Source organism: Bradyrhizobium sp. 1(2017) (assembly GCF_011602485.2).
GTDB lineage: Bacteria > Pseudomonadota > Alphaproteobacteria > Rhizobiales > Xanthobacteraceae > Bradyrhizobium.
Genome location: NZ_CP050022.2, coordinates 2,457,840 through 2,478,624, shown reverse-complemented (window position 1 = coordinate 2,478,624; position 20,785 = coordinate 2,457,840). Strand labels below are relative to the sequence as shown.

The window sequence follows — 20,785 nt, the reverse complement described above, 5'->3', positions numbered from 1 at the left end:
GGGATATCGGCAATGAAGATCACCCATGTACGCGCGCACATCCTCGAAGCCAGGCTCTCGCAGCCCTTCGCCTATTCGCGGGCCTGGTACGACACGCGCACCGCGATGCTGGTCGAGATCTCGACCGACGCAGGCTTGACCGGCTGGGGTGAATGCTACGGACCGGCCCGGATGACGGCGGCCGTCGTACAGAGCGTCGCGCCATGGCTGATCGGCGAGGATCCATTGCGCACCGACGTCGTGTGGCAGATGGTCTACGCACGCCTGCGCGATCACGGCCAGAAGGGCGTCGTGATCCAGGGGCTGAGCGGCATCGACATCGCGCTGTGGGACATCAAGGGCAAGCATTTCGGCGCGCCGGTGCATCAGCTCCTCGGCGGCGCGGCGCGCACGGAGGTTGCCGCCTATGCGACCGGCCTCTACCGGCGCAGATCGGGCGATCCGCTCAAATACCTGGCGGAGGAAGCCGCTGGATACGCTGCCGAAGGATTCCGCGCCGTGAAACTGAAGGTCGGGTTCGGCATCGACGAGGATGCCGCGGCGACACGCGCGGTCCGCGAGGCGGTCGGCCCCGATGTCGCGCTGATGGTCGATGCGAACCATGCCTTTGACGCCGTCGCCGCGATTCGGCTCGGCCGCATGATCGAGCGCTACGACATCGGATGGTTCGAGGAGCCGGTGCCACCGGAGGACATTGCAGGCTATCGCGCGGTGAAGTCCGCCCTGACGATCCCCATTGCGGGCGGCGAGTGCGAGTTCACGCGCTTCGGCTTCCGCGATCTGTTCGCCGCGCACGCGCTCGACATCGCCCAGCCGGACACCTGCGCGGCCGGCGGCCTTTCCGAATGCAAGAAGATCGCCGACATGAGCGAAGCGTTCGGCATCCGCTACAATCCTCATGTCTGGGGCACCGGGATCGCGATCGCCGCCTCGCTCCAGCTCCTGGCCGTGCTGCCGTCGCATACGCCGACCTCGCTGGCGCCGCTCGCGCCGATGCTCGAGTTCGACCGCACCGAGCATCCGATCCGGCAGGCGATCCTGAAGCAGCCGATCGAGCACGCGGGAGGCATCGTGCGGGTGCCCGACGGGCCGGGACTCGGGATCGACGTCGATCGCGAGGCGCTGGCAAGGTTCGCCGCGGATCAATGACATTGAAGGAAACCACCTGGCGTCGCGGCTCGATATCGCAATGCAACACGACCCTCCTGCGACAATTACGCTCGCCTCTCCCAATCATCCGATGTTAAACATCGGATGATTGTCGCCGACGCGGCGGGACAAAAGAACAGGCCGAAACAGGCTGACGGGGAGAGAAGCGCAGGTGGCAAGAGCGCGGCCAAAGCCGGCTGACAAGTTGATCAAGCCCGGCCGCATTCGCGCCGTGCTGACGACGCTCGGCCGCGAGATCGCCCAGGATCTCATTCCCGTCGGGACGACCTTGCCGCCGGAGCCGGAGCTCGAAGCCCGTTTTGGTGCCGGGCGCGGCGTGGTGCGCGAGGCGATCAAGACGCTCGCCGCCAAGGGCCTCGTCAGCGTACGGCCGCGCCACGGCACGCAGGTGGTGCCGCGCAACGAATGGAGTCTGCTCGATCGCGACGTGCTGAGCTGGCTGGTCGGCCAGGACGAGCCGGATCGGGACCTTCTGCTGGCGATCCAGGAGGTGCGCTCGATCATCGAGCCGGCCGCCGCGGCGCTTGCCGCCGAACGCGCAACCAAAAACGACCTCTGGCGGATCGACACGGCCCTGGCCGCAATGCAGACCGCAAAGGACCAGGCCAGCGCGCTCGCCGCCGACAAGGCCTTCCATCTCGCCATCTTGGATGCGACCCACAATCCTGTCCTCCAGGGCTTCCGCGGCGCAATCGATACCATCCTCAGCACCGTCTTCACCGTCGCTGTCGGAGGTCCCGGCGGCTGGTTCAGGGATAATCTGCCGAACCACGTTGCGGCGGCGCGGGCCATCGAGAGCGGCAAGCCGGAAAAGGCGCGCGCGGCGATGGAACGCCTGCTCGGCTACACGCGATTGAAGCTCTCGAACCGGAAGACGGTCATCGCCGCGGCAAGTCGCAAAACGGACGGGTCGGCCGTGCGCACAGCCAGGAAATCGAGCGTCAGAGACAGGAGAAAACGTCGTGGACCGTGACATGAAAGGTCTGCGCGACATCGTCGCGATCTGGGGAATGATCAGCGTGAAGCGCCGAAACAGGCATAGCTGAGCGCCGAGGAGGTCAAATGCAGGTGACGGGCAGTCTGAAAGGCCGATCGTCGCGACTGATCCGCAGCGTCAATTCGCTGGCGGGTGCTGCGATGTTCGTCGCGCCGCTGCTTGCGCTGGTCGCGATCTGGGCCATCGTCGTCCCGCTGTTCGACGTCAATCCGCGCGTGTTCCCCTCGGTCGGCTCGATCGGCGGGGCTGCCATGGAGTCGATCCGTGACGGCACGTTGTTCGCCCATGTCGGCGCCAGCCTGGTGCGCGTGGGCCTCGGCACGCTGATCGGCATCGTCACGGCCGTCCCGCTCGGCATCGCCATGGGCGTGAGCCCGACGGTCGCAGCCTTTCTCACGCCGCTGTTCCGCTTCTTCTCGGTGCTCGCGGGCATCGCCTGGATCCCGATCGCGACCTTGTGGTTCGGCTACGGCTTCGGCGCGATCGTCTTCGTGATCTTCAATGCCGTGTTCTTCGTCGTCGCCTACAACACCCTGCTCGGCGTCAGGACCATTCCGCACACGCTGCGCAATGCCGCCGCCGCGCTCGGTGCGGGACGCTGGGCGCTGCTGACCGAAGTGCTGCTGCCGGGCGCGCTGCCCAATATCGTCACCGGCATCCGTACGGGCCTGGGCTTTGCCTGGCGCGGGCTGATCGCCGCCGAGATGATCGCGACCAATGTCGGGCTTGGCTACATGCTGTTCGTCGCACGCGACTTCTACCGCACCGAAGTGATCGTGTTCGGCATGATCGTGATCGGCGTGCTCTGGCTTCTGATCGACCGTCTGCTGCTGGTTCCGCTGGAGCGCGCGACCATCGAGCGATGGGGAATGGTGAGGCGCGCATGAACGGCCTGCTGCAAATCTGGGGCGGCTACGCCCGCCTGACCCGACGCTGGCCGGGGATCGCCGCCGTCATTCCTTTCATTCCGGTGCTCGTGCTGTGGACGGCGGTCAGCGAGGCCGGCTTGTTTCCGCGCGCATTCTTCCCGGGACCCGCCGACGTCGTCCGAGCGTTCTTCACGCTGACCTACAAGGGCATCCTGCCCGATTATCTCCAGGACAGCCTGATCCGCCTCGCCACCGGCGCCGCCGTCGGCATGGCGCTTGGCATTCCCTTAGGGATTCTCATCGGCACCAATCGCTGGGCGCACCGCATCTGCTGGCCGGTGCTGTTGTTCTTCCAGGCGATCGGCGACATTGCCTGGCTGCCGATCCTCCTGATCTGGTTTGGCTTCGGACTGACCACGATGACCTTCGTCATCGTCTACACCGTACTGTTCCCCGTCGTGCTCAACACCGTGCTCGGCGTCGAATCCGTACCGCGCGATCTGTCGCGCGCCGCCTTGAGCCTCGGTGCCTCGCGCGCGCGCGTGCTCTGGGAGGTGACGCTGCCGGGCGCGCTGCCCAACATCATCACGGGCCTGCGCAACGGGCTGGGCTATGGCTGGCGCGCGCTGATCGCGGTCGAGATGATCGTCGGCACGTCGGGCATCGGCTTCATGATGTTCGACGCCCGCCGCGCCGGCTCGACCGTCGAGATCCTGCTCGGCATGATCATTCTCGGATTGCTCTGGTACATCGTCGATGCCTGGATTCTCGCGCCTCTCGAGCGTGCGACCGGCCAGCGGTGGGGATTGGTGACATCATGAAGACGCTCTCGCTGCGCAATCTCGGCAAGACCTATTTTGATCCTTACGCAGGTGCGCATGTCACCGCGGTTCACGACGTCTCGCTGGATGTCGAGCCCGGCGAATTTATCTCGGTGGTCGGTCCCTCCGGCTGCGGCAAGACGACGATTCTGAACATGATCGCCGGCTTCATCCCCTATTCGAAGGGGGACATCCTGCTCGACGGCAAGCCGGTGCACGGCCCCGGCCCCGAGCGAGGCGTCGTATTCCAGTCGTTCGCGCTGTTTCCCTGGAAGACGGTGCTCGACAATGTCGGCTTCGGCCCGAAGATGCGCGGCGTGCCGAAAGCCGAGCGCGACCGCATCGCGCGCGAATACCTGGCGCTCGCGGGACTGTCGCACGCGGCGCACCGCTACCCCAACGAACTGTCCGGCGGGATGCAGCAGCGCGTCGGCGTGGTGCGCGCACTCGCCAACAATCCCGACGTCCTGCTGATGGACGAGCCGTTCGCAAGCGTCGACGCGCAGACCCGCATGACGCTTCAGGAGGAGCTGACCCGCATCTGGCAGGAGCGCAAGCCGACGGTGATTTTCATCACGCATGACGTGCCTGAAGCCGTGTTTCTCGCCAATCGCGTTGTCGTACTGTCGAAGGGACGCGTGCTCGACCAGATCGCGGTTGACCTTCCACGTCCCCGCGTCTGGGACGATCTCGTCAGGGACGACCACTTCAAGCAGCTCTCCGCGCGTGTGCTCCAGATGGTGCGCGCGGCATGAGCATCGCCTCCGACATCCTGCGCTCGTCCAAGGGACGCGTCGTGCTCGGCGCCGTCGCCGCATGGGCGCTGTTTCAACTCTGGCTGACCGTGGCCGCACCGGGCAAGATCTCGTCGGAGCTCAAGGGCACATCGGAAAAGGTGAACGTGCAGATCGAGCTGCCTTTCACTCCGGAGCGCTTCCACGTGCTCGCGTTCCAGCAATACGGACGCGTCTCTGGAACGGACGAGCATTCGATCGAACTTCGTGGCGTCAAAAGAACGGACCTCAAGGCCGTTGCCCGCCCTTACTGGGTGACGGCGGTGGGGCCGATAAAAGAGGGAGGCTGAGACTATGAAACGACTCGTGTTGCTTGGACTGGCGCTTCTCGCCGGCTTGGTGCCGGCAAGCGCCCAGACCCCGACGAAAGTCAAGGCCGGCATGGTGACTGGCATCGACCAGATCGGCCTGCCGATCGCACTCGAACGCGGCTTCTTCGAGAAGTACGGGCTCGATGTCACGATCGCACGCCCTTACGCGACCGGCGTCGACGCGCTCAACGCATTGCAGGCCGGCGAGAGCGAGATCGTGCAGGTCGGGGTGCCCATGATCGGCGCCGTGCTGCGCGGCATGGATCTCGTCGCACTCGGCAACTACAGCGGCAACGCCACCAAGGCCGGCTCCGATGCGACCATGGCGATCATCGCCCGCGAAGGTTCGGGCATCGTCAAGGGCGACCTGTCGACGCTGAAGGGCAAGAAGATCGCCGCGTCCTTCGGAACGATCAACCATCTCTACATCCTGGCAACGCTGGAGAAGGCCGGGCTGAAACCCGATGACGTGACCTTGGTCAACACGCCGCCGCCGGACATGACCGTCGCCCTGCTCGCCAAGGGCATCGATGCGTTCTCGGGTTGGGATCCCTGGCCGATCGTCGCGGGCAAGGACGTGCCGGGCGCAGTCGAGATCATCAGAGGTGGCGACGTGATTTCCTATCTCGGCTTCAACGTCGCGCTTCGCCCCTGGGTGCAGGCCAACGGCGAGACCATCGAGAAATTCCTCGCCGCCGTCTCCGAGGCCGATCAATGGATGCGCAAGAATCCGAAGCAAGCGGCGCAAGTCGCCACTCGCTGGATTCCGGGACTGAAGCAGGACGTCGCCGAGGCTGCGATGCAGTTCAACATCCAGCAGGCGGACCGCCGGCTCTCAGCGAACAATTACCGCGCGCTGTGGAGCGCCGAGGACCGGCTGTCCCGCCTCGGCATCCTCAAATCGACCTTCGACGTCAATGCGCATATCGAGCCGAAGCACATTCTCAAGGTCATGAAGGATCGGCCCGAACTATTCGCGGATCTGCCGCCGATCCCGGAGACGGCGGCAATCTCGCCGGGCTACGTGTTCAAGCCTTGAGCCGTTGCAAATGTCGAGACCGGCGCGCGATGCGCGCCGGTCTCGATCCGATCGTCTGCCGGAAGCGTCTCCAGGCCCGGCGTCATTGATGCGCCCGGCGATCGCCGGGCGTCTGGCCTAGACGGTCGAGATACCGTCGATCGGGCTGATGTCGCCGACGAAGCGCAGCAGGTCGGCCATCGTGAATTCGCCCGGCACCTGCGAGGGAAGCGTCGGCTTCCAGGTCTTGCCCTTGAGCCAAAGGTACGACTGTCGATCGCCATGGACGAGGCCGACAAAGACCTCGGCAAGCAGCGTCGCGCCAACCGGCCCGAGCCGTTCACCGCCGCCCCGCTGCTCCGCCTCCTTGAGGATGTAGTACCAGAGCGGCGTGTGCTGGTGCAGGCCATGCTTCTTCGCCACGGCCCCGTCGCTCCCCTTCGCGATTTCTTCCGGCGTCAGTGGATTCTTGATCCTCATCGCCTTGGCGACGTCCTGCCCGGACGGCAACCCCAGCAACACGCCGCGCTTGAGGTTGCGGAACGGCAGGCTGCCGCCATCACCAGGCAAGGTGTGGAGTTGCGGCACGACGAATGGATCGATCTTGCGGGATGGATTGAGCGCCACACCCGGCGGATTGGCCGGCAGGACTTGATAGAAGCGGCGCCAGTCGATGATCCAGTTGCTTGAAAGCACCGGCAGCGGAAGCGGCGGTTGAATCGGCTTAGGTGCGAGATCTCCGATGATTCCTCCCGAAAGCCCGGTAAACCTGAACAGCAGGTCGAGAGTTGCAGGAATACCGCCCGGCCCGGGTGTGAAGATCCTGTTGTGACTGTAGACTTGGCGAACCATGCTGTGGCCGAGTCGATAGACGGCCGCGGAGAACTCGACAGGCATGTAGGGGATCTTCTTGAAGCGATAGAAACGCCGTCCCTGCTCGAGAATCTTGGCCACCAGCCCCTTCTCGGTGATCCGCTCCACGAAATCGTGCAGAACCATCCATTGATAGTGCCAGGTCACGATCTGGCGCGCTTCCTCGAAGACCTCTCCCGGCGGCTTTCCTGACGCCGCGAGCTGATCGCAGACCTTGTTGTGAAATTTGAGCATCGCAAGATGGGTCTGCGCGACGAGCAGATTCTCGTCGTTGCGATGGTCGCCGATCAGGGCAAACCCTTCGGGGCTGCGCGGAAGATCGTTGCGATGATCTCCCGTGATGCTATCGACATTGACGGTCTTGCCGATCAACAGCTTGGGGCCCGGAGTCTTGCCATTGTCGCTGGCCGAGTTGCGCGCGTACAGGTGGCGGCTTCCGTCGGGACCGAGGCCATACACGCAGTCGAGATCGAGCGCCGGCGTGCGAAAATTCTGCACGGCCATGGGATCGGCCTCCTTGTCGCCAAAGGAGGTGAGGTCCAGCGTGATGTCATGATCGACGAATTGTCCGAGATAGGTGAAGCCGGCGGGTATGTTGGCGTTGTTTCCCGCAGCGTCGCCAGGAGCGGGATCCTTCATCGCATCGGCAAGTTCACGAAGCGGACCGTCGTCGACCGCCAGCGGTTCGAGTGTCGGAAACATCCGGCCGAACATGCCGGGATCATCGTGTCCGGTCAGCGTATCCAGAAATTGCCGCGTCGGTTGACGTCCGGCTTTGCCGTGGCCGGGCTGAACGTTTACGTCGGTTCCCATCGCTTGCTCCTGCTTGAAATGCTGAAAGGGAGAGGGGCGACGAAGGTGTCTATGGTTCCAAAATTCTCGTTTCAGTATAGGTTTATGAAAATTGCCCCTCAGGGTGCAGTACGATGAAATATTACCACAGATTGCATTCTGCAGAGAGCTTCGGCAGCGAGGCGTTTTGCCCCACCCGAACACGCGCTGTTGATCGCTAGCGCTTCGCCGCGAATCGCGCCCAGATCTCGGCGTCCGTGTAGAAATCGACGCCACCGTCCAGATCTCTCACCAGCCACTCGCCGAGATAAACAATCTGCGTGCCGCTGCGCCGCGCGTGCCGAAGCTCGAACTTCCCATCCACGTCCTTCTGCAGCGAGCAGGTCTCTTGAACCCAGCTCGGCCACTCCTGCAACGGCTGCCCAACGAACTGCCAGGCAACCAAGGCTGCGTTGCTCGGCAACGGCTCTAAAAGCACTGTCTTAGTCACACGTTCTCCATCATGCAGTTGTCCCTGCTGCAACGCTTCGGGACCGGAAAGGTTGATATCGCCCGGTTCTGCAGGAGAGCATGTCCTGGCTCGCCCGGTGATCCCTCAACATCCGGTTTTCCACCCGTGAAAACACGGTTCCACCTATCCGATCGTCTGCAACGCCGGGAACGTCTCCAGCAGCCAGATGCTCACATTCGAGACGGCCCCGGTGAGGAATCCGATGCCGGTGATCACCATCAACACGCCCATGGCGCGCTCGACATTGACGAGTTGGCCCTTCATCCGCGCGAACAGCGCGGAGAACTTTTCGATCATCAGGGCTGCAAGCAGGAAGGGAATACCGAGCCCTGCGGAATAGACCGCGAGCAGCCCCGCGCCCTTGACCACCGTCGCCTCCGCCGCGGCGATCGAGAGGATCGCGGCGAGGATCGGGCCGATGCAGGGCGTCCAGCCGAAGGCGAAGGCGAGCCCCATGATGTAGGCGCCCCAGAGTCCGACGGGCCGGGGGATCGGCAACCGCCCCTCGCGCATCAACAGGCCGATCCGCGTCAGTCCCAGGAAGTGCAGGCCCATGATGATGATGACGATGCCGGCAAGGATCGAGAGCTCGGCTGACCACGCGCGGATCAGGCCGCCGATCAGCGAAGCGCTGGCGCCGAGCGCCACGAACACCGTGGAGAAGCCGAGCACGAACAGCAGGGCCGACATCATGATCGCGCGCTTGGACACCGCGGCCGGCTCGTCGCTCTCGACATGCTCGATCGTCGCACCCGTGAGGTAGACCAGATAGGGCGGGACCAAAGGCAGGACGCAAGGCGAGAGGAAGCTGACGAGGCCGGCAATCAGCGCCGCCGGGATCGAAACATTTTGCATGATGCAATCGGAGCCATCTCAGGCCCGGCGCGACGCGCGGGGAATGCGCGGCCCGGAGCCGAACCGGCTCTGGTGTACCCGATGCAGGGCAATGCGCAACAGAGGCGCGTAAAACCAGGGCTCCTCCCGATGCCGTCCGCGATCACAGATGCGGCATCGGGACGCGCACAAATCTCGCCAAACAGCGAGACTCGGCGGCGCGGCTACTTCACCACGCGGAGCAGCGGACGCCGGGGCTGGTCCTGCGTCTGCTTGGAAGGGGACGGTTCGCTCGCAGCGCTCCGCAGCATTTCGTCGCACAATGCCTTGAGATCGGCATCGTCAATTCCTCTGAGCTTCATCCTGACGTCGAGGATGACAATGGACAGCAGATCGGCCGACCCGCGACTGTTGCTCGCAGTAAGAACCCTGCGGCACCCCTCGAGCGTTTCCAGCACCGACTGCAATTGTTCGTCTGAATGCGACACCGGCGTTCTTTCCGTTAGCTCGGCCTGCGAGACGTGATTGTGACGACCCCCTCGGGCCCCGTGGAGGTACGAAGATAGCACGAGGCCCGTACCCCTCCGAACAGCATTTCAGCGGGTTTCTGCGGTGAAACCGCGGTTCCTGCCGACATCGTTCCAAGGCGCCACCGGCAATCGTCCGAGCGGCCCGGGACAAGACTTCTCACGCGCGGTGATAGATCCACCGGGGACGGTGGCAACGGCTCTCGCGCAGGAACGCACATGGCGGACAGCGCCGACGATCCCGCAGCCATCTCAAGGCTCGCAACGGAACTCACGCGATACCCCTCAAGCGGGCAATAACTTGCCCAATTCCCCAGCCTTGGCAGCACTCAAATACCACTCCTGCGTCGGTAACGATGAGGTTCAAAACTCACCGCTCCCCAACCCGCAGTGGTTGTGGTTTGCGCCAGATTCTGCCAGTTTAGCGTCTCGAAGGGACTTGTATGCACTCCTTGGCGGAAAGGGGCGTTCCGTTGGAGGAACGCCCAAAATCAAATCTCGGCAGCCTCTCTGATTGGGACGCGGCCCGCATCTTTCTGGAAGTCGTCCGATGCGGAAGTTTCCGCTCGGCGGCCGAACGTTTGTCGCTGTCGATCAACGCGGTGCGCCGGCGAATTGATGATTTCGAGCGGCAGACCGGCACCACCCTGTTCACCCGGGACGTGCACGGCACGCATCTGACCGACGAAGGCGCGATGGTGGTCTCCGCCGTCGAACGCATGGAAGCGGCCGCCTTCGACGTGCTCCGCACCAGCGATTCGACGGCCAACGCGCTGTCCGGCGAAGTCCGCGTCGCCGTCACCGAGGGTTTGGGAACGTTCTGGCTCGCCCCGCGGCTGGTCGAGTTTCAGCAGGCCTATCCGAAGATCCTCGTCGACCTGCATTGCGCGATGCGCTCGGCCGATGTCTCCCGCCACGAGGCCGACGTCGCCATTCATCTGTCGCGTCCCTCGGCGCTCGACGTCAAGCTGGTGCGACTCGGCCGCATGCATCTGATGTTCTGGGCTGCCGAGAAGTACATCGCAAAACACGGCGCGCCGCGCTCGGCGGCGGAATTGATCAAGCACCGCCTGGTGCTGCAATTCGCCGACCAGCTCGCCGCCAAGGAATCTTTCGAGAGCTTTTTCCCGGGCGTTTCGGAGCGTGACCTTCTGGTCATGAAGACCAACGTCTCGAGCGCCAACTATTGGGCGGTCGCGAATGGCGCCGGAATCGGCGTCTTCCCGAGCTACGCCATTGCGCTTGGCGGGAAATTGATTCCACTGGAGGTCGAACTGAACCGGCCGCTGGATATCTGGCTGTCCTACCATCCCGGTAGCGGACGGATTCCGCGCGTGCGGCACATGATTGACTGGCTGATCGAGGCTTTCAATCCGGCTCGCTTCCCGTGGTTTAAGGAAGAGTTCGTGCATCCGCATGAATTCAAGAACTCCTATATGGGCGAACCCCTGACCCAGCTCTTCGGGGGATTTTCAACCGAAGAACAACGGTGAGAACGAAGATGAAAGCAGCGGCGAAAAGAATGAAGCAGCGCAGTGCCGGCAAGCCGGACATTGAGCTTGGCAAGCGGATCCGGTTGCGGCGTGTCGAGATGAAGATTTCGCAGGCCGAGCTGGGCGAGAAGCTGGGCGTCAGCTTCCAGCAGGTCCAGAAATACGAGAAAGGCGTCAATCGCGTCGGCGCGGCTCGGCTTCAGCAGATCGCCTCGGCCCTCGATGTGCCCGTGACCTTCTTCTATGACGGCGACAACAAGGCGCGCGAAGTGGAGAGCCTGCTCTTCCTCGACAGTGCCTTCAGCCTCCGGCTGCTGCGCGCCTACAGCAAGATCAAGGACCAGACGGTGCAGCGCCAGCTCGTGTCGCTGATGGAATCGATCGCCGCGAACGAAAGCTGAGCTCGATCGACGGTCCGGCCCTTGCGGCCGACGTTCAATCCGCCGCGTCGCGGGGGCGCGGCCGGATTGGACGAGACCGGACGAGATAGGCTGTGCCGGCGCCCTTGCGCGCGGTCGGTGTTGGGGCGGACTTGCCGCCCCTTTTTCTTGGCAGCTTGCTGCCGCTCGCCGATCGCCCCGCGCGCCATGCAATCGCAGCACAGGCGGATGCAAGCTCTCCTATCCTGTCCCGGTTGACCATGGCAGCGGCCGCGCCGCACATTGCACTCCGCCATGACCAGCGAGCGCGCGATGTCCGATATGTCCAGTACGACCGAAACAGCCTACGCCGACGGCAAGATCCTCAAGCAGGTGACCAATGGCGTCGGCGTGATCACCTTCAACAATCCCGACAAGCGCAACGCGATGTCGCTGGAGATGTGGGAGGGATTTGGCGAGGCGCTGACGAGCCTGCGCGACGACGAGACCGCGCGCGTCGTGATCCTGCGCGGTGCCGGCGGCAAGGCGTTCGTGTCAGGAGCCGACATCAGCCAGTTTGAGAAGACGCGCCACAACGCGGCCGCGTCCGAAGAATATGCCAAGCGCAGCGCCGCTCAGCGCGCGCTGCTCGCCGACTATCCCAAGCCGACCATCGCCTGCATCGACGGCTATTGTCTCGGCGGCGGCATGCAGGTCGCCATGCTCGCCGACATCCGCCTTGCCTCGCATGGCAGCCAGTTCGGCATTCCCGCTGCAAAGCTCGGCATCGCCTATGGATATGACGGTCTCCGGCACCTGGTCTCGCTGGTCGGCCCATCCTGGGCGCGCTTGTTGATGTACACGGGCATGCGGATCGATTCCGCCGAGGCGCTCCGCATTGGCCTCGTCGAGCGGGTGTTCCCGGTCGACGAGCTGTGGGGCGAGACCATGACGATTGCCGAGACGATCTCGCAGAACGCCCCGCTCGCGATCAAGGCCGCCAAGATCACCATTGCTCAGGTGCTGACGGACGAAAGCGTGCGCGACATGGACGCGATTAAGGCGATCGGCAACGCCTGCATGGACAGCGCGGATTTCCGCGAGGGCCGGAAGGCGTTCATGGAAAAGCGCAAGCCGCAGTTCCGAGGGAACTAGTTCCGCCGCTATTGCCAGCAGACCTCTCTCGCCACCGTCATTGCGAGTGCACGCGAACTCTGAGCCAACCTGAACTTTCATTCAGGAAGATTAAATCCGACCGCCGCCTCACACCGGTAGCAACCAGCTGATCTCTCGCAGGTTCTCTCGCAACCAACGAGGGAGATTGCGATGAAACTCAAGTTTGCTGTTCTCGGTCTGGCTGCCTTGGGCGGTGCGGCACTCGCATCCGGCTCGGCGCTCGCGGCAATGCCGAACGGCATTCCACAGGCGGATCGAATCGCGAGCGGCCCGGCCGCGGAGGTCGATCAGGTCCGCATGGTCTGCAATCGCTGGGGCCGCTGCTGGTGGCGTCCGAACTATTACGGCGGCGCCTATGGCTATTACGGCGGCCCGCGCCGCTTCTACGGCTACGGCGCACGGCCCTATGGCTATTACGGCCACCGCCACTGGCGTCGCTGGTAACGGCCAAGGGGCCACAAGGCCCCTTTTCAAACGCGCGCTTTGACTACAGCGCCGCGAGTACCGCCTTCGTAATGTCGGCGGTACCGTTGCTGCCGCCGAACTCCATCGGCTTGATGCCGCCGGCATAGACCTGATCCACCGCACGCTCGATCGTCTCGCCTGCTTCCGCCGCGCTCTCGACGCCGTGCTTGTCGGCGAGCCAGTCCAGCATCATCGCCGCCGACAGGATCATGCCGGTGGGATTGGCCTTGCCCTGCCCCATGATGTCGGGCGCGGTGCCGTGACACGGCTGGAACACGGCGTATTTGTCGCCGATGTCGGCCGACGGCGCCATGCCGAGACCGCCGATCAGGCTCGCGGTGATGTCGGAGACGATGTCGCCGAACATGTTCTCCATCACCATCACGTCGAAATCCCAGGGCCGCTTCACCAGCATCGCCGAGCAGGCATCGACATAGAGACGATCGGTCTTCACCTCCGGATGCTTTTTCTCGATCTCGTCGAAGATGCCGCGGAAGAACGCAAAAGCCTTGAACACGTTCGCCTTGTCGACGCAGGTGAGCGCGCCGGGCTTGCCGCGCGCCTTGCGCCGTTCGGCCAGGCGAAACGAGAACTCGAACAGGCGCTCGGACGTCCGGCGCGTGATCACCATGGTCTCGCGCGCATCCTCATGGGTGACGACGCCCTTGCCCATCGAGGCGAACAGGCCCTCGGTGGACTCGCGGATCACGACGAGGTCGATGCCGCGTTGGTCGGCGCCGACGATCGGGCTCGGCACGCCCGGAATGAGCCGCGCCGGACGCACGCCGGCATAGAGATCGAAGATGAAGCGCAGCTCGATCTGCGGCGCGATCTCGGTATTGTCGGGGTAGCGCACCGACGGCAGCCCGCAGGCACCGAGCAGGATCGCGTCCGCCTCCTCGCACAGCTTGATCGTCGAGTCAGGCATCGACTTGCCGGTGGCGAGATAATTGTTGGCGCCGGCGGGCGCCTCGGTGAAGCGGAAGCTCAGGCCCGACTTTTCGCCGACCTTGCGCACAACCTCGAGCGCCGGCGCCATGACTTCGGGACCGATACCGTCACCGGCGAGCACGGCAATGTGGAAGGCGTTGTTTGCGGACATGGAAATCCTCGAGGAAGGAGTTGGCCAAGTCGTCATTGCGAGCGAAGCGAAGCAATCCAGAATTTTTCCGCTGAGGCAGCCTGGATTGCTTCGTCGATTCGCTCTTCGCAATGACGACGGAGAGAGCGCTCGTTACGGCGTCAGCACCGTGCGCCCGACGACTGCGCCCTGCTGCAACTGCACCAGCGCGTCGTTGGCCCTGGCGAGCGGCGCCGTCGTCACCGGGATCGGCGGCACCTTCTTCGTGCGCACGAGATCGAGCAATTCCTGCGTCTCACGCAGATTGCCGACATAGCTGCCCTGGATCGTGATGGCCTTGATCGGAATCAGCGGCAGCGCCCAGGTCGCGCCGCCGCCGAACAGACCGACGATGACGAGCTTGCCGCCCTTGGTCAGGCAGTCGAAGCCGAGCTGCGTCGTGGCGGCATTGCCGACGAGGTCGATCACGGCGCGGATCGGTCCGCCTGCCTTCTTCGCAAGCTGCTCCAGCGCATCGGGCGCCTTGGGATCGACGGTCGCGAGCGCACCGGCCTTCTCCGCCGCCTCGCGCTTCTTCGCATCGATATCGACCATGATCGCGCCCTTGCCGCCCATCGCCTTCAGGAGCGACAGCGCCATCAGGCCGAGGCCGCCGGCACCGAACATCACAATCGGTGTGTCGAAATGCTGCTCGACCTTCTTCAGCGCGCTGTAGGTGGTGACGCCCGAGCAGGCATAGGGCGCGGTCGTCGCCGGATCGAGCCCTCTGAGGTTGAGCAGATAGCGCGGATGCGGCACCAGCATGTGATCGGCGTAACCGCCGTCGCAATAGACGCCGAGAGAGCGCGGCGTCAGGCACATGTTCTCGTCGCCACCAAGGCAGGTCGCGCATTTGCCGCAGCCGATCCAGGGATAGACGAGGCCGACATCGCCAAGCCTGAGGTCACCCTGGTCGGTCGGCTTCACGTCGGGACCGAAAGCGAGGACCTCACCGACGGTCTCATGCCCCATGGTCAGCGGCAGGTTGATGCCGCGATCCTTCAACGACAGCGGCTTGCGGCCATGGCCGAGATCGTAGCCGCCTTCCCAAATATGGAGGTCGCTGTGGCATACGCCGGCGGCCTTCACCTTGATCAGCACCTGCGTGCCCGACGGCTGCGGCGTTGCCTCGTCGAACTCCTGCAACGGCGCCTTGAAATCGGCAACCTTGAAACTTTTCATCGGCGTCCTCCCGGCATGCTTGTCGTTCTCGGCCCACCATGCCATGGCCGGCTAGCCGAGACAAACCGGTCTTAGTTCAGGCCAGCGGATGGTGGCAAGCCGCGAGCTGGCCGGGTGCGACCTCGCGCAACTCCGGTATCTGCGCGCTGCATTGCTGATCGGCGCGCGGACAGCGGGTACGGAAGCGGCAGCCGGACGGGGGCGCAATCGGCGATGGCGGCTCGCCGGCCGCCACACTCTCGGCGGGACGCACATCCGGATCCGGCACCGGGATCGCCTGCAACAGCAGTCCGGTATAGGGATGTGCGGGTTTTGCGAACAATTGCTCCGAAGGCCCGACCTCGCAGAGCCGTCCGAGATACATCACGGCGACGCGGTCGCTGACCGCTTTGACGACAGCGAGATCATGCGCGATGAACAGCAGCGTCAGACCGAAGCGCGCCTTCATCTCCTCCAGCAGATTGAGGATCTGCGCGCGGATGGAGACGTCGAGCGCCGAGACCGGCTCGTCGCAGACGATGAATTCCGGGTTGAGCACCAGCGAGCGCGCGATGCAGATGCGCTGGCACTGCCCGCCGGAGAATTCATGCGGCAGCCGGCCTGCCACGAGGTCGGGATCGAGCCCGACCGCGGAGAGCACCTCGTTAACCCTACGCTTTCGCTCGGCGGCATCCTTGATCCCGGCGATGATCAGCGGCTCGGCGACGATGTCGCCGATACGCCGGCGCGGATTGAGCGAGGCGATCGGATCCTGGAAGATCAGCTGCACGCGCCGGCGCATTTTGCGCAGCGCCTCGCCCTGCATCGCCGTCAGATCCTCGCCGTCGAACATCACGCGGCCGGATTTGGCGCGGCGCAATTGCAGCACTGCGCGCCCCAGCGTCGACTTGCCGCAGCCGGATTCGCCGACCAGCCCCAGCGTCTCGCCGCGCGCGACCTGAAGGCTGACGCCGGAGACGGCATGCACCGGCCTGCTGCCCAGACCGTATTCGACCACGAGATTGTCGACGTTCAGCAGCGGCTCGGGGGGCGCGGCGAGCTGCATCATGCACCGATCCCCTCAGCCATCCGGATCGGATGGAAGCAGGCATAGAGATGATCAGGCATCTCGGCGCCCTTCAGCTCGGGCTTGGCCTCGTGACAGCGCCCCGCGGCATAGCGGCAGCGCGGCGCAAAGGAGCAGCCACGCAGCGGCCGCGTCGGGTCGGGCGGACGGCCGGAGATGGCCGGCAGCGGCGTATGCGGCGCGGTCTCCAACTTCGGGATCGCCGCCAGCAGCGCCTCGGTGTAGGGCATATGCATGCGCTTGAAGAGTGCGGATGTCGGCGCCCGCTCCACCACCCTGCCCGCATACATCACCGCGACCTCGTCGGCGCGACCGGCGACGACGCCGAGATCGTGGGTGATGATGATCATGGCCATGTGACGGCTGCGCTGCTCACGCGCGAGCAGATCGAGGATCTGCGCCTGAATCGTGACGTCGAGCGCGGTGGTCGGCTCGTCCGCGATCAGCAGCTTCGGCTCGCAGGACAGAGCGATCGCGATGGCGATGCGCTGGCGCATGCCGCCGGAACATTGATGCGGATATTGCGTGAGCCGCTGCTCCGGCGCCGGAATGCCGACGGCCGCCAGCAGCTCGATGCTGCGCTTCTTCGCCGCCGGGGCATCCAGCTCGAGATGCTCCTGGATCGTCTCCATCAACTGGGTGCCGATGGTGAGCACCGGGTTGAGCGAGGTCATGGGATCCTGGAACACGACCGCAAGATCGCGCCCGCGCAAGCGCCGCAAGCGTTCCGCATCGAGCCGCACCAGATCCTCGCCGTCGAACATCACGCGGCCGGTGAGCCTGGCCTTCTTCGGCAGCAGCTGAAGCACCGCGCGCGACAGCATCGTCTTGCCGCAACCGGATTCGCCGACGATGCCGAGCGTGCGGCCCGCATCCAGCGTCAGATCGACATGATCGACGGCGCGCAAGGTTCCGCGCGGGGTCGGCAGCTCCACCGCGACGTCCTCGATGGTCAAAAGCGGAGCACTCACAGCGCCCCCTGACGCGGGTCGGTCAGCGCCCGCAAGGTGTCGCCGACGAGGTTGAACGCGAGCACGGTCAGGAACAGCGCCGCCGCCGGCAGGAAGGCGAGACGCGGCGCGACGTCGAGGCTCTCGCGTCCCTCGCCGATCATGCTGCCCCAGCTCGCCATCGGCGGCGGCACGCCGAGACCGAGGAAGGACAGCGCGCCCTCGACCACGATGGTGACGGCGACGCCGAGCAGGAAGAAGGCGAGCAGCGGCAGGATCACGTTCGGCAGTAGCTCGCGCAGGATGATGCGCGCATGGCTGGCGCCGAGCGCCTCGGCCGCGATCACGAATTCGCGACGCGCCAGCGTCAGCGTCGCGGCACGCGCGACGCGCATGAAGGCGGGAATGCCGAGCACGCCGAGGATGACAGTGAGATTGGGGACGGATTGGCCGAGATAGGCGGTCACCGCAAGTGCGAAAATCAGCGGCGGAAAGGCCAGCAGCACGTCCATACTGCCGACCACCAGCGTCTCGAACCGGCCGCGAAAATAGCCGGCAAAGAGACCGAGGGCGCCGCCGAAAACGAGGCTGATCATCGGCGCGATCAGTCCGACCGTCAGGGAGACGCGCGCGCCGAAGATCAGGCGGGCCAGTTCGTCGCGCCCGAGCCCGTCAGTGCCGAGCCAGTGCTCTCCGGAAAACGCCGCGCGACGCTCCAGCATGTCCATGTCTACAGGGTTTTGCAGCGGCAGTACCGGTGCGAGGATCGCGAGCGCGAGGATGATCACAAGCCAGCCGCTCGCGAGCCAGAACAGGACGCCGAGCTTGCGCCTGCCGCGCACGGGCGTGGACACCGCCTCGTCCTGGATTGACAGCTCAAGCGTGGCCATGGCGGATCCTGGGGTCGAGCACGGCGTAGAGCATGTCGACGATGAAGTTCACGATGACGAAGCCGCAAGCGACCAGCAGCACCACACCCTGAAGGATGACGAGGTCGCGGGTGTAGATCGCGCCGACCAGCAGTCGACCGATGCCGGGCAACGCGAAGATCGATTCCACGATCAGCGTGCCGCCGAGCAGGCGGCCGATATTGATCCCGGTCACCGTCACCAGCGTCAGCGACGATGGCTTGAGCGCATGCACAAACAGGATGCGCGCGGGCGTGAGACCCTTGGCCTTGGCGAGCGCGATGTAGTCTTCCTGCAAGGTCGCGATCATGTCGGAGCGCAGCACCCGCATGATGCCCGGCCATTCCGCCAGCGCCAAGGTCAGTGCCGGCAGCACGAAGAAGCGCAAATTCCCCAGCGGCGCCTCAGTGAACGGCACGTAGCCGGTCGCCGGCAGCCAGCGCAGCTCGACCGCGAACAGATAGATCAGGAGGATCGCGGTGAGAAATGAAGGCATCGACAGCATGGCAAAGGCGCTGCCGGTCATGAAGCGGTCGAAGGCGCCGCCGGCGCGCGCGGCGCAGGCGATCGCAACCGGCACGCCGATCAGGAGCCCGATGAGCTCGGCCATCACCATCAGCTGAAGCGAGACCGGAATGCGCTCGGCCACCGCCTGGAGCACTGTCTGGCCGGTTCGGAAGGAGCGGCCGAGATCGCCCTGCAGCACATGACCGAGCCAGCTCAAATAGCGCCACCACAGCGGCTGATCGAGCCCCATGTCACGGCGCAACGCCGCGACATTCTCCGGTGTCGCCTGATCGCCGAGGATGAACAGAGCCAGATCGCCTGGCAGCAGCGAAGCGATTAGGAAGGTGAGCAACGAGACGGCAAGCAAGACCGGCAGGATGGCAAGGAGCCGCCGAACGACGAAGTTCAGCATCGCGCGTTCATTCCAGCCAGGTGTTCGAGACGTCGATCACGCCGTTGTAGATTTTAGGAAAGCCCTTCAGCCTGGCACTCGACAGCGCGTAATAGGTATTCTGGAAGGTCCAGAACCAGATCGCCTCCTTGTTGATCAGGCGGCTGATCGCGCAATAGTCTTCGGTGCGCTGGCCGAGGTCGGCGGTGACGCGCGCGTGGTCCAGAAGCTTGTCTAGCTCGGGATTTGAGAAGCCGGCGAGCGCCAGCGGGCTGCCGCTACGGAAATTCGCATACATCTGCGGATCGGGATCGGCGAGATCGACGATACGCCACGGCGTCAGTTGAAACTGTCGGGTGAAGGCACGCGAGGGAATGGTGGCCTGATCGACCTGCTCGATCTCCATGTTGGCGCCAGCACGCTTCCAGAACTGCTGGAGCACCTGGCCGATCATACGGCCGCGCGGCGTCGCGGTCACCAGCATCTTGAACTCGACCGGCTTGCCGTAGTCCTTGAGCAGCGCCTTGGCTTTCTCGACGTCGAACGGCAGCGCGCCGTCGTCCTTGCACTTGACCCAGGAGCCGTCACCATAGGGATTGCTGGCGGGCCGGCTCAGGCCGTTGCTGATCGCCTGCGACATTTTTGGACGATCAATCGCCATCACCAGCGCCTGCCGCACGCGGACGTCGTCGAACGGCGCCACCTTGGTGTTGAAGGCGTAGACCTGCGCGCCCGAGCCCTTGTAGGTGTGGACTGTGAGCTTGGAGTCCTTCTGCGCCTTCATGATGTTGTCGGCGTCGTTCTCGTCGTCCCAGATGATGTCGGCCTCGCCCGATTGCAGCGAGGCAAAGCGCGACTGCGCGTCGGGCAGCGGCTTCAACACGATGCGGTCGAGATAGGGACGGCCCTTGTCCCAATAGTTGGGATTCTTCTCCAGAACCATGCGGTCGCCGGCGGTCCATGATTTCAGGATGTAGGGACCGGTGCCGACGGGATTGCGGTTGTAATCGTCGCCCTTGGTCTTCCACGCCGTCGGCGAGTGCACCACATTGTTCTGGCTTTGGATGGTGATCACCGCCGGCAGGTTCACCGACGGGTCGGTGAGATTGTAGACAAGGGTGTAGTCGTCCGGCGCCAGCACCTCCTTGACGTTGGTGATGTAGAAGGCGCAGCGGCACTTGTTGGCGGGATCCTTCTGCCGGTCGAAATTCTCCTTGAAGGCTTGAGCGTTGAACGGTGTGCCGTCGTGGAACTTTACACCCTGGCGCAGCTTGAAGGTCCAGCTCTTGTAGTCGTCGGAATGAGTCCAGGACACCGCGAGCTTTGGCGCAACCTCGCCCTTCTCGTCGAGCGTCGTCAGCGTGTCGAAGATCGCGGCGGCCGCGGTGAAGGTCGAGGTGTCGTAGACGCCGACCTTGAGCGGATCGAAGCCGGCAATCTCCAGCTCCTGGCCGACGGTGAGGCTGCCGCCGGATTTCTGCGCCTGCGCCGGCCCGGCCAGTGCAAATGCCGCAACAAGGAAAATCGGCACGCGCTTGCATGCAACGGCAGCGGCGTTCGTCATGGTTCCTCCCGGGATCCTCGTCCGATGTTTCGGATCGTTGAATGACTCGGAAGCGAGATTGGCGACAAATACACGCGACGGCAAGAG

22 protein-coding genes are annotated in these 20,785 nt (G+C 64.4%); 11 read left to right on the top strand and 11 right to left on the bottom strand.

The features are described from left to right. Positions 1–12 precede the first annotated feature (12 nt). From HAP40_RS11850 to HAP40_RS11820, 7 genes are all read left to right on the top strand, one after another. Complete coding sequence (locus HAP40_RS11850) at positions 13–1,149, top strand: mandelate racemase/muconate lactonizing enzyme family protein (RefSeq protein WP_166817631.1); 1,137 nt, start codon at positions 13–15, stop codon at positions 1,147–1,149. A 172-nt stretch (positions 1,150–1,321) separates the two neighbouring features. Then, the gene (locus HAP40_RS11845; protein WP_166817632.1) at positions 1,322–2,143 is read left to right on the top strand and encodes a FadR/GntR family transcriptional regulator; all 822 of its coding nucleotides are present in this window, start codon (positions 1,322–1,324) and stop codon (positions 2,141–2,143) included. 89 nt (positions 2,144–2,232) lie between these two features. Beyond that, positions 2,233–3,054, top strand: coding sequence for an ABC transporter permease (locus HAP40_RS11840; RefSeq protein ID WP_166817633.1), 822 nt, complete (start codon positions 2,233–2,235; stop codon positions 3,052–3,054). Further along, positions 3,051–3,857, top strand: a complete 807-nt coding sequence (locus tag HAP40_RS11835) for an ABC transporter permease (RefSeq protein ID WP_166817634.1) — start codon at positions 3,051–3,053, stop codon at positions 3,855–3,857. Before HAP40_RS11840 ends, HAP40_RS11835 begins: the two co-directional genes overlap by 4 nt. Further along, a complete protein-coding gene (locus HAP40_RS11830; RefSeq protein WP_166817635.1) occupies positions 3,854–4,612 on the top strand; it encodes an ABC transporter ATP-binding protein in 759 nt (252 codons plus the stop codon). The genes HAP40_RS11835 and HAP40_RS11830 overlap by 4 nt, the downstream gene beginning before the upstream one ends. Continuing rightward, on the top strand, positions 4,609–4,941 hold the full coding sequence (locus tag HAP40_RS11825) for a hypothetical protein (protein WP_166817636.1): 333 nt from the start codon (positions 4,609–4,611) through the stop codon (positions 4,939–4,941). The genes HAP40_RS11830 and HAP40_RS11825 overlap by 4 nt, the downstream gene beginning before the upstream one ends. A 4-nt stretch (positions 4,942–4,945) precedes the next feature. Continuing rightward, complete coding sequence (locus HAP40_RS11820; protein ID WP_166817637.1) at positions 4,946–6,001, top strand: ABC transporter substrate-binding protein; 1,056 nt, start codon at positions 4,946–4,948, stop codon at positions 5,999–6,001. A 117-nt stretch (positions 6,002–6,118) separates the two neighbouring features. Here HAP40_RS11820 and HAP40_RS11815 read toward each other — a convergent pair whose 3' ends face one another. The 4 genes from HAP40_RS11815 to HAP40_RS11800 all read right to left on the bottom strand — a co-directional run bounded on the left by HAP40_RS11815 (position 6,119) and on the right by HAP40_RS11800 (position 9,478). Beyond that, complete coding sequence (locus HAP40_RS11815; protein ID WP_334270975.1) at positions 6,119–7,849, bottom strand: heme peroxidase family protein; 1,731 nt, start codon at positions 7,847–7,849, stop codon at positions 6,119–6,121. A gap of 13 nt (positions 7,850–7,862) precedes the next feature. Beyond that, positions 7,863–8,135: a hypothetical protein gene (locus HAP40_RS11810; protein WP_166817638.1), complete on the bottom strand. Its 273-nt coding sequence runs from the start codon at positions 8,133–8,135 to the stop codon at positions 7,863–7,865. 144 nt (positions 8,136–8,279) lie between these two features. Further along, entirely contained in the window at positions 8,280–9,011 is a 732-nt protein-coding gene (locus tag HAP40_RS11805) for a cytochrome c biogenesis CcdA family protein (protein ID WP_208024786.1), read from the bottom strand. 203 nt (positions 9,012–9,214) lie between these two features. Then, positions 9,215–9,478: a hypothetical protein gene (locus HAP40_RS11800; protein WP_166817639.1), complete on the bottom strand. Its 264-nt coding sequence runs from the start codon at positions 9,476–9,478 to the stop codon at positions 9,215–9,217. Positions 9,479–9,960: 482 nt separating this feature from the next. Here HAP40_RS11800 and HAP40_RS11795 point away from each other — a divergent pair, with 482 nt between their 5' ends. The 4 genes from HAP40_RS11795 (at position 9,961) to HAP40_RS11780 (ending at position 12,989) form a co-directional block, all read left to right on the top strand. Further along, positions 9,961–11,010: a LysR family transcriptional regulator gene (locus tag HAP40_RS11795; protein WP_166817640.1), complete on the top strand. Its 1,050-nt coding sequence runs from the start codon at positions 9,961–9,963 to the stop codon at positions 11,008–11,010. Between the two features lie 29 nt (positions 11,011–11,039). Next, positions 11,040–11,411 (top strand): helix-turn-helix domain-containing protein, encoded by a 372-nt coding sequence (locus HAP40_RS11790; protein WP_020608151.1) that lies wholly within the window; start codon positions 11,040–11,042, stop codon positions 11,409–11,411. 291 nt (positions 11,412–11,702) lie between these two features. Next, positions 11,703–12,524, top strand: coding sequence for an enoyl-CoA hydratase (locus HAP40_RS11785; protein WP_166817641.1), 822 nt, complete (start codon positions 11,703–11,705; stop codon positions 12,522–12,524). Between the two features lie 171 nt (positions 12,525–12,695). Next, a complete protein-coding gene (locus HAP40_RS11780) occupies positions 12,696–12,989 on the top strand; it encodes a hypothetical protein (RefSeq protein ID WP_166817642.1) in 294 nt (97 codons plus the stop codon). 43 nt (positions 12,990–13,032) lie between these two features. Here HAP40_RS11780 and HAP40_RS11775 read toward each other — a convergent pair whose 3' ends face one another. The 7 genes from HAP40_RS11775 to HAP40_RS11745 all read right to left on the bottom strand — a co-directional run bounded on the left by HAP40_RS11775 (position 13,033) and on the right by HAP40_RS11745 (position 20,698). Continuing rightward, entirely contained in the window at positions 13,033–14,112 is a 1,080-nt protein-coding gene (locus HAP40_RS11775; RefSeq protein ID WP_166817643.1) for an isocitrate/isopropylmalate dehydrogenase family protein, read from the bottom strand. A 132-nt stretch (positions 14,113–14,244) separates the two neighbouring features. Continuing rightward, positions 14,245–15,312, bottom strand: coding sequence for an alcohol dehydrogenase (locus HAP40_RS11770; RefSeq protein ID WP_166817644.1), 1,068 nt, complete (start codon positions 15,310–15,312; stop codon positions 14,245–14,247). Positions 15,313–15,388: 76 nt separating this feature from the next. Beyond that, the gene (locus HAP40_RS11765; RefSeq protein WP_166817645.1) at positions 15,389–16,360 is read right to left on the bottom strand and encodes an ABC transporter ATP-binding protein; all 972 of its coding nucleotides are present in this window, start codon (positions 16,358–16,360) and stop codon (positions 15,389–15,391) included. Continuing rightward, positions 16,357–17,349 carry an ABC transporter ATP-binding protein gene (locus HAP40_RS11760; RefSeq protein ID WP_166817646.1) on the bottom strand — a complete coding sequence of 331 codons (993 nt, stop codon included), beginning with the start codon at positions 17,347–17,349 and terminating at the stop codon, positions 16,357–16,359. The genes HAP40_RS11765 and HAP40_RS11760 overlap by 4 nt, the downstream gene beginning before the upstream one ends. Continuing rightward, complete coding sequence (locus tag HAP40_RS11755; RefSeq protein WP_166817647.1) at positions 17,346–18,218, bottom strand: ABC transporter permease; 873 nt, start codon at positions 18,216–18,218, stop codon at positions 17,346–17,348. The genes HAP40_RS11760 and HAP40_RS11755 overlap by 4 nt, the downstream gene beginning before the upstream one ends. After that, entirely contained in the window at positions 18,205–19,155 is a 951-nt protein-coding gene (locus HAP40_RS11750; protein ID WP_166817648.1) for an ABC transporter permease, read from the bottom strand. The genes HAP40_RS11755 and HAP40_RS11750 overlap by 14 nt, the downstream gene beginning before the upstream one ends. 7 nt (positions 19,156–19,162) lie before the next feature. Then, complete coding sequence (locus HAP40_RS11745) at positions 19,163–20,698, bottom strand: ABC transporter substrate-binding protein (protein ID WP_166817649.1); 1,536 nt, start codon at positions 20,696–20,698, stop codon at positions 19,163–19,165. Between the last annotated feature and the right edge of the window lie 87 nt (positions 20,699–20,785).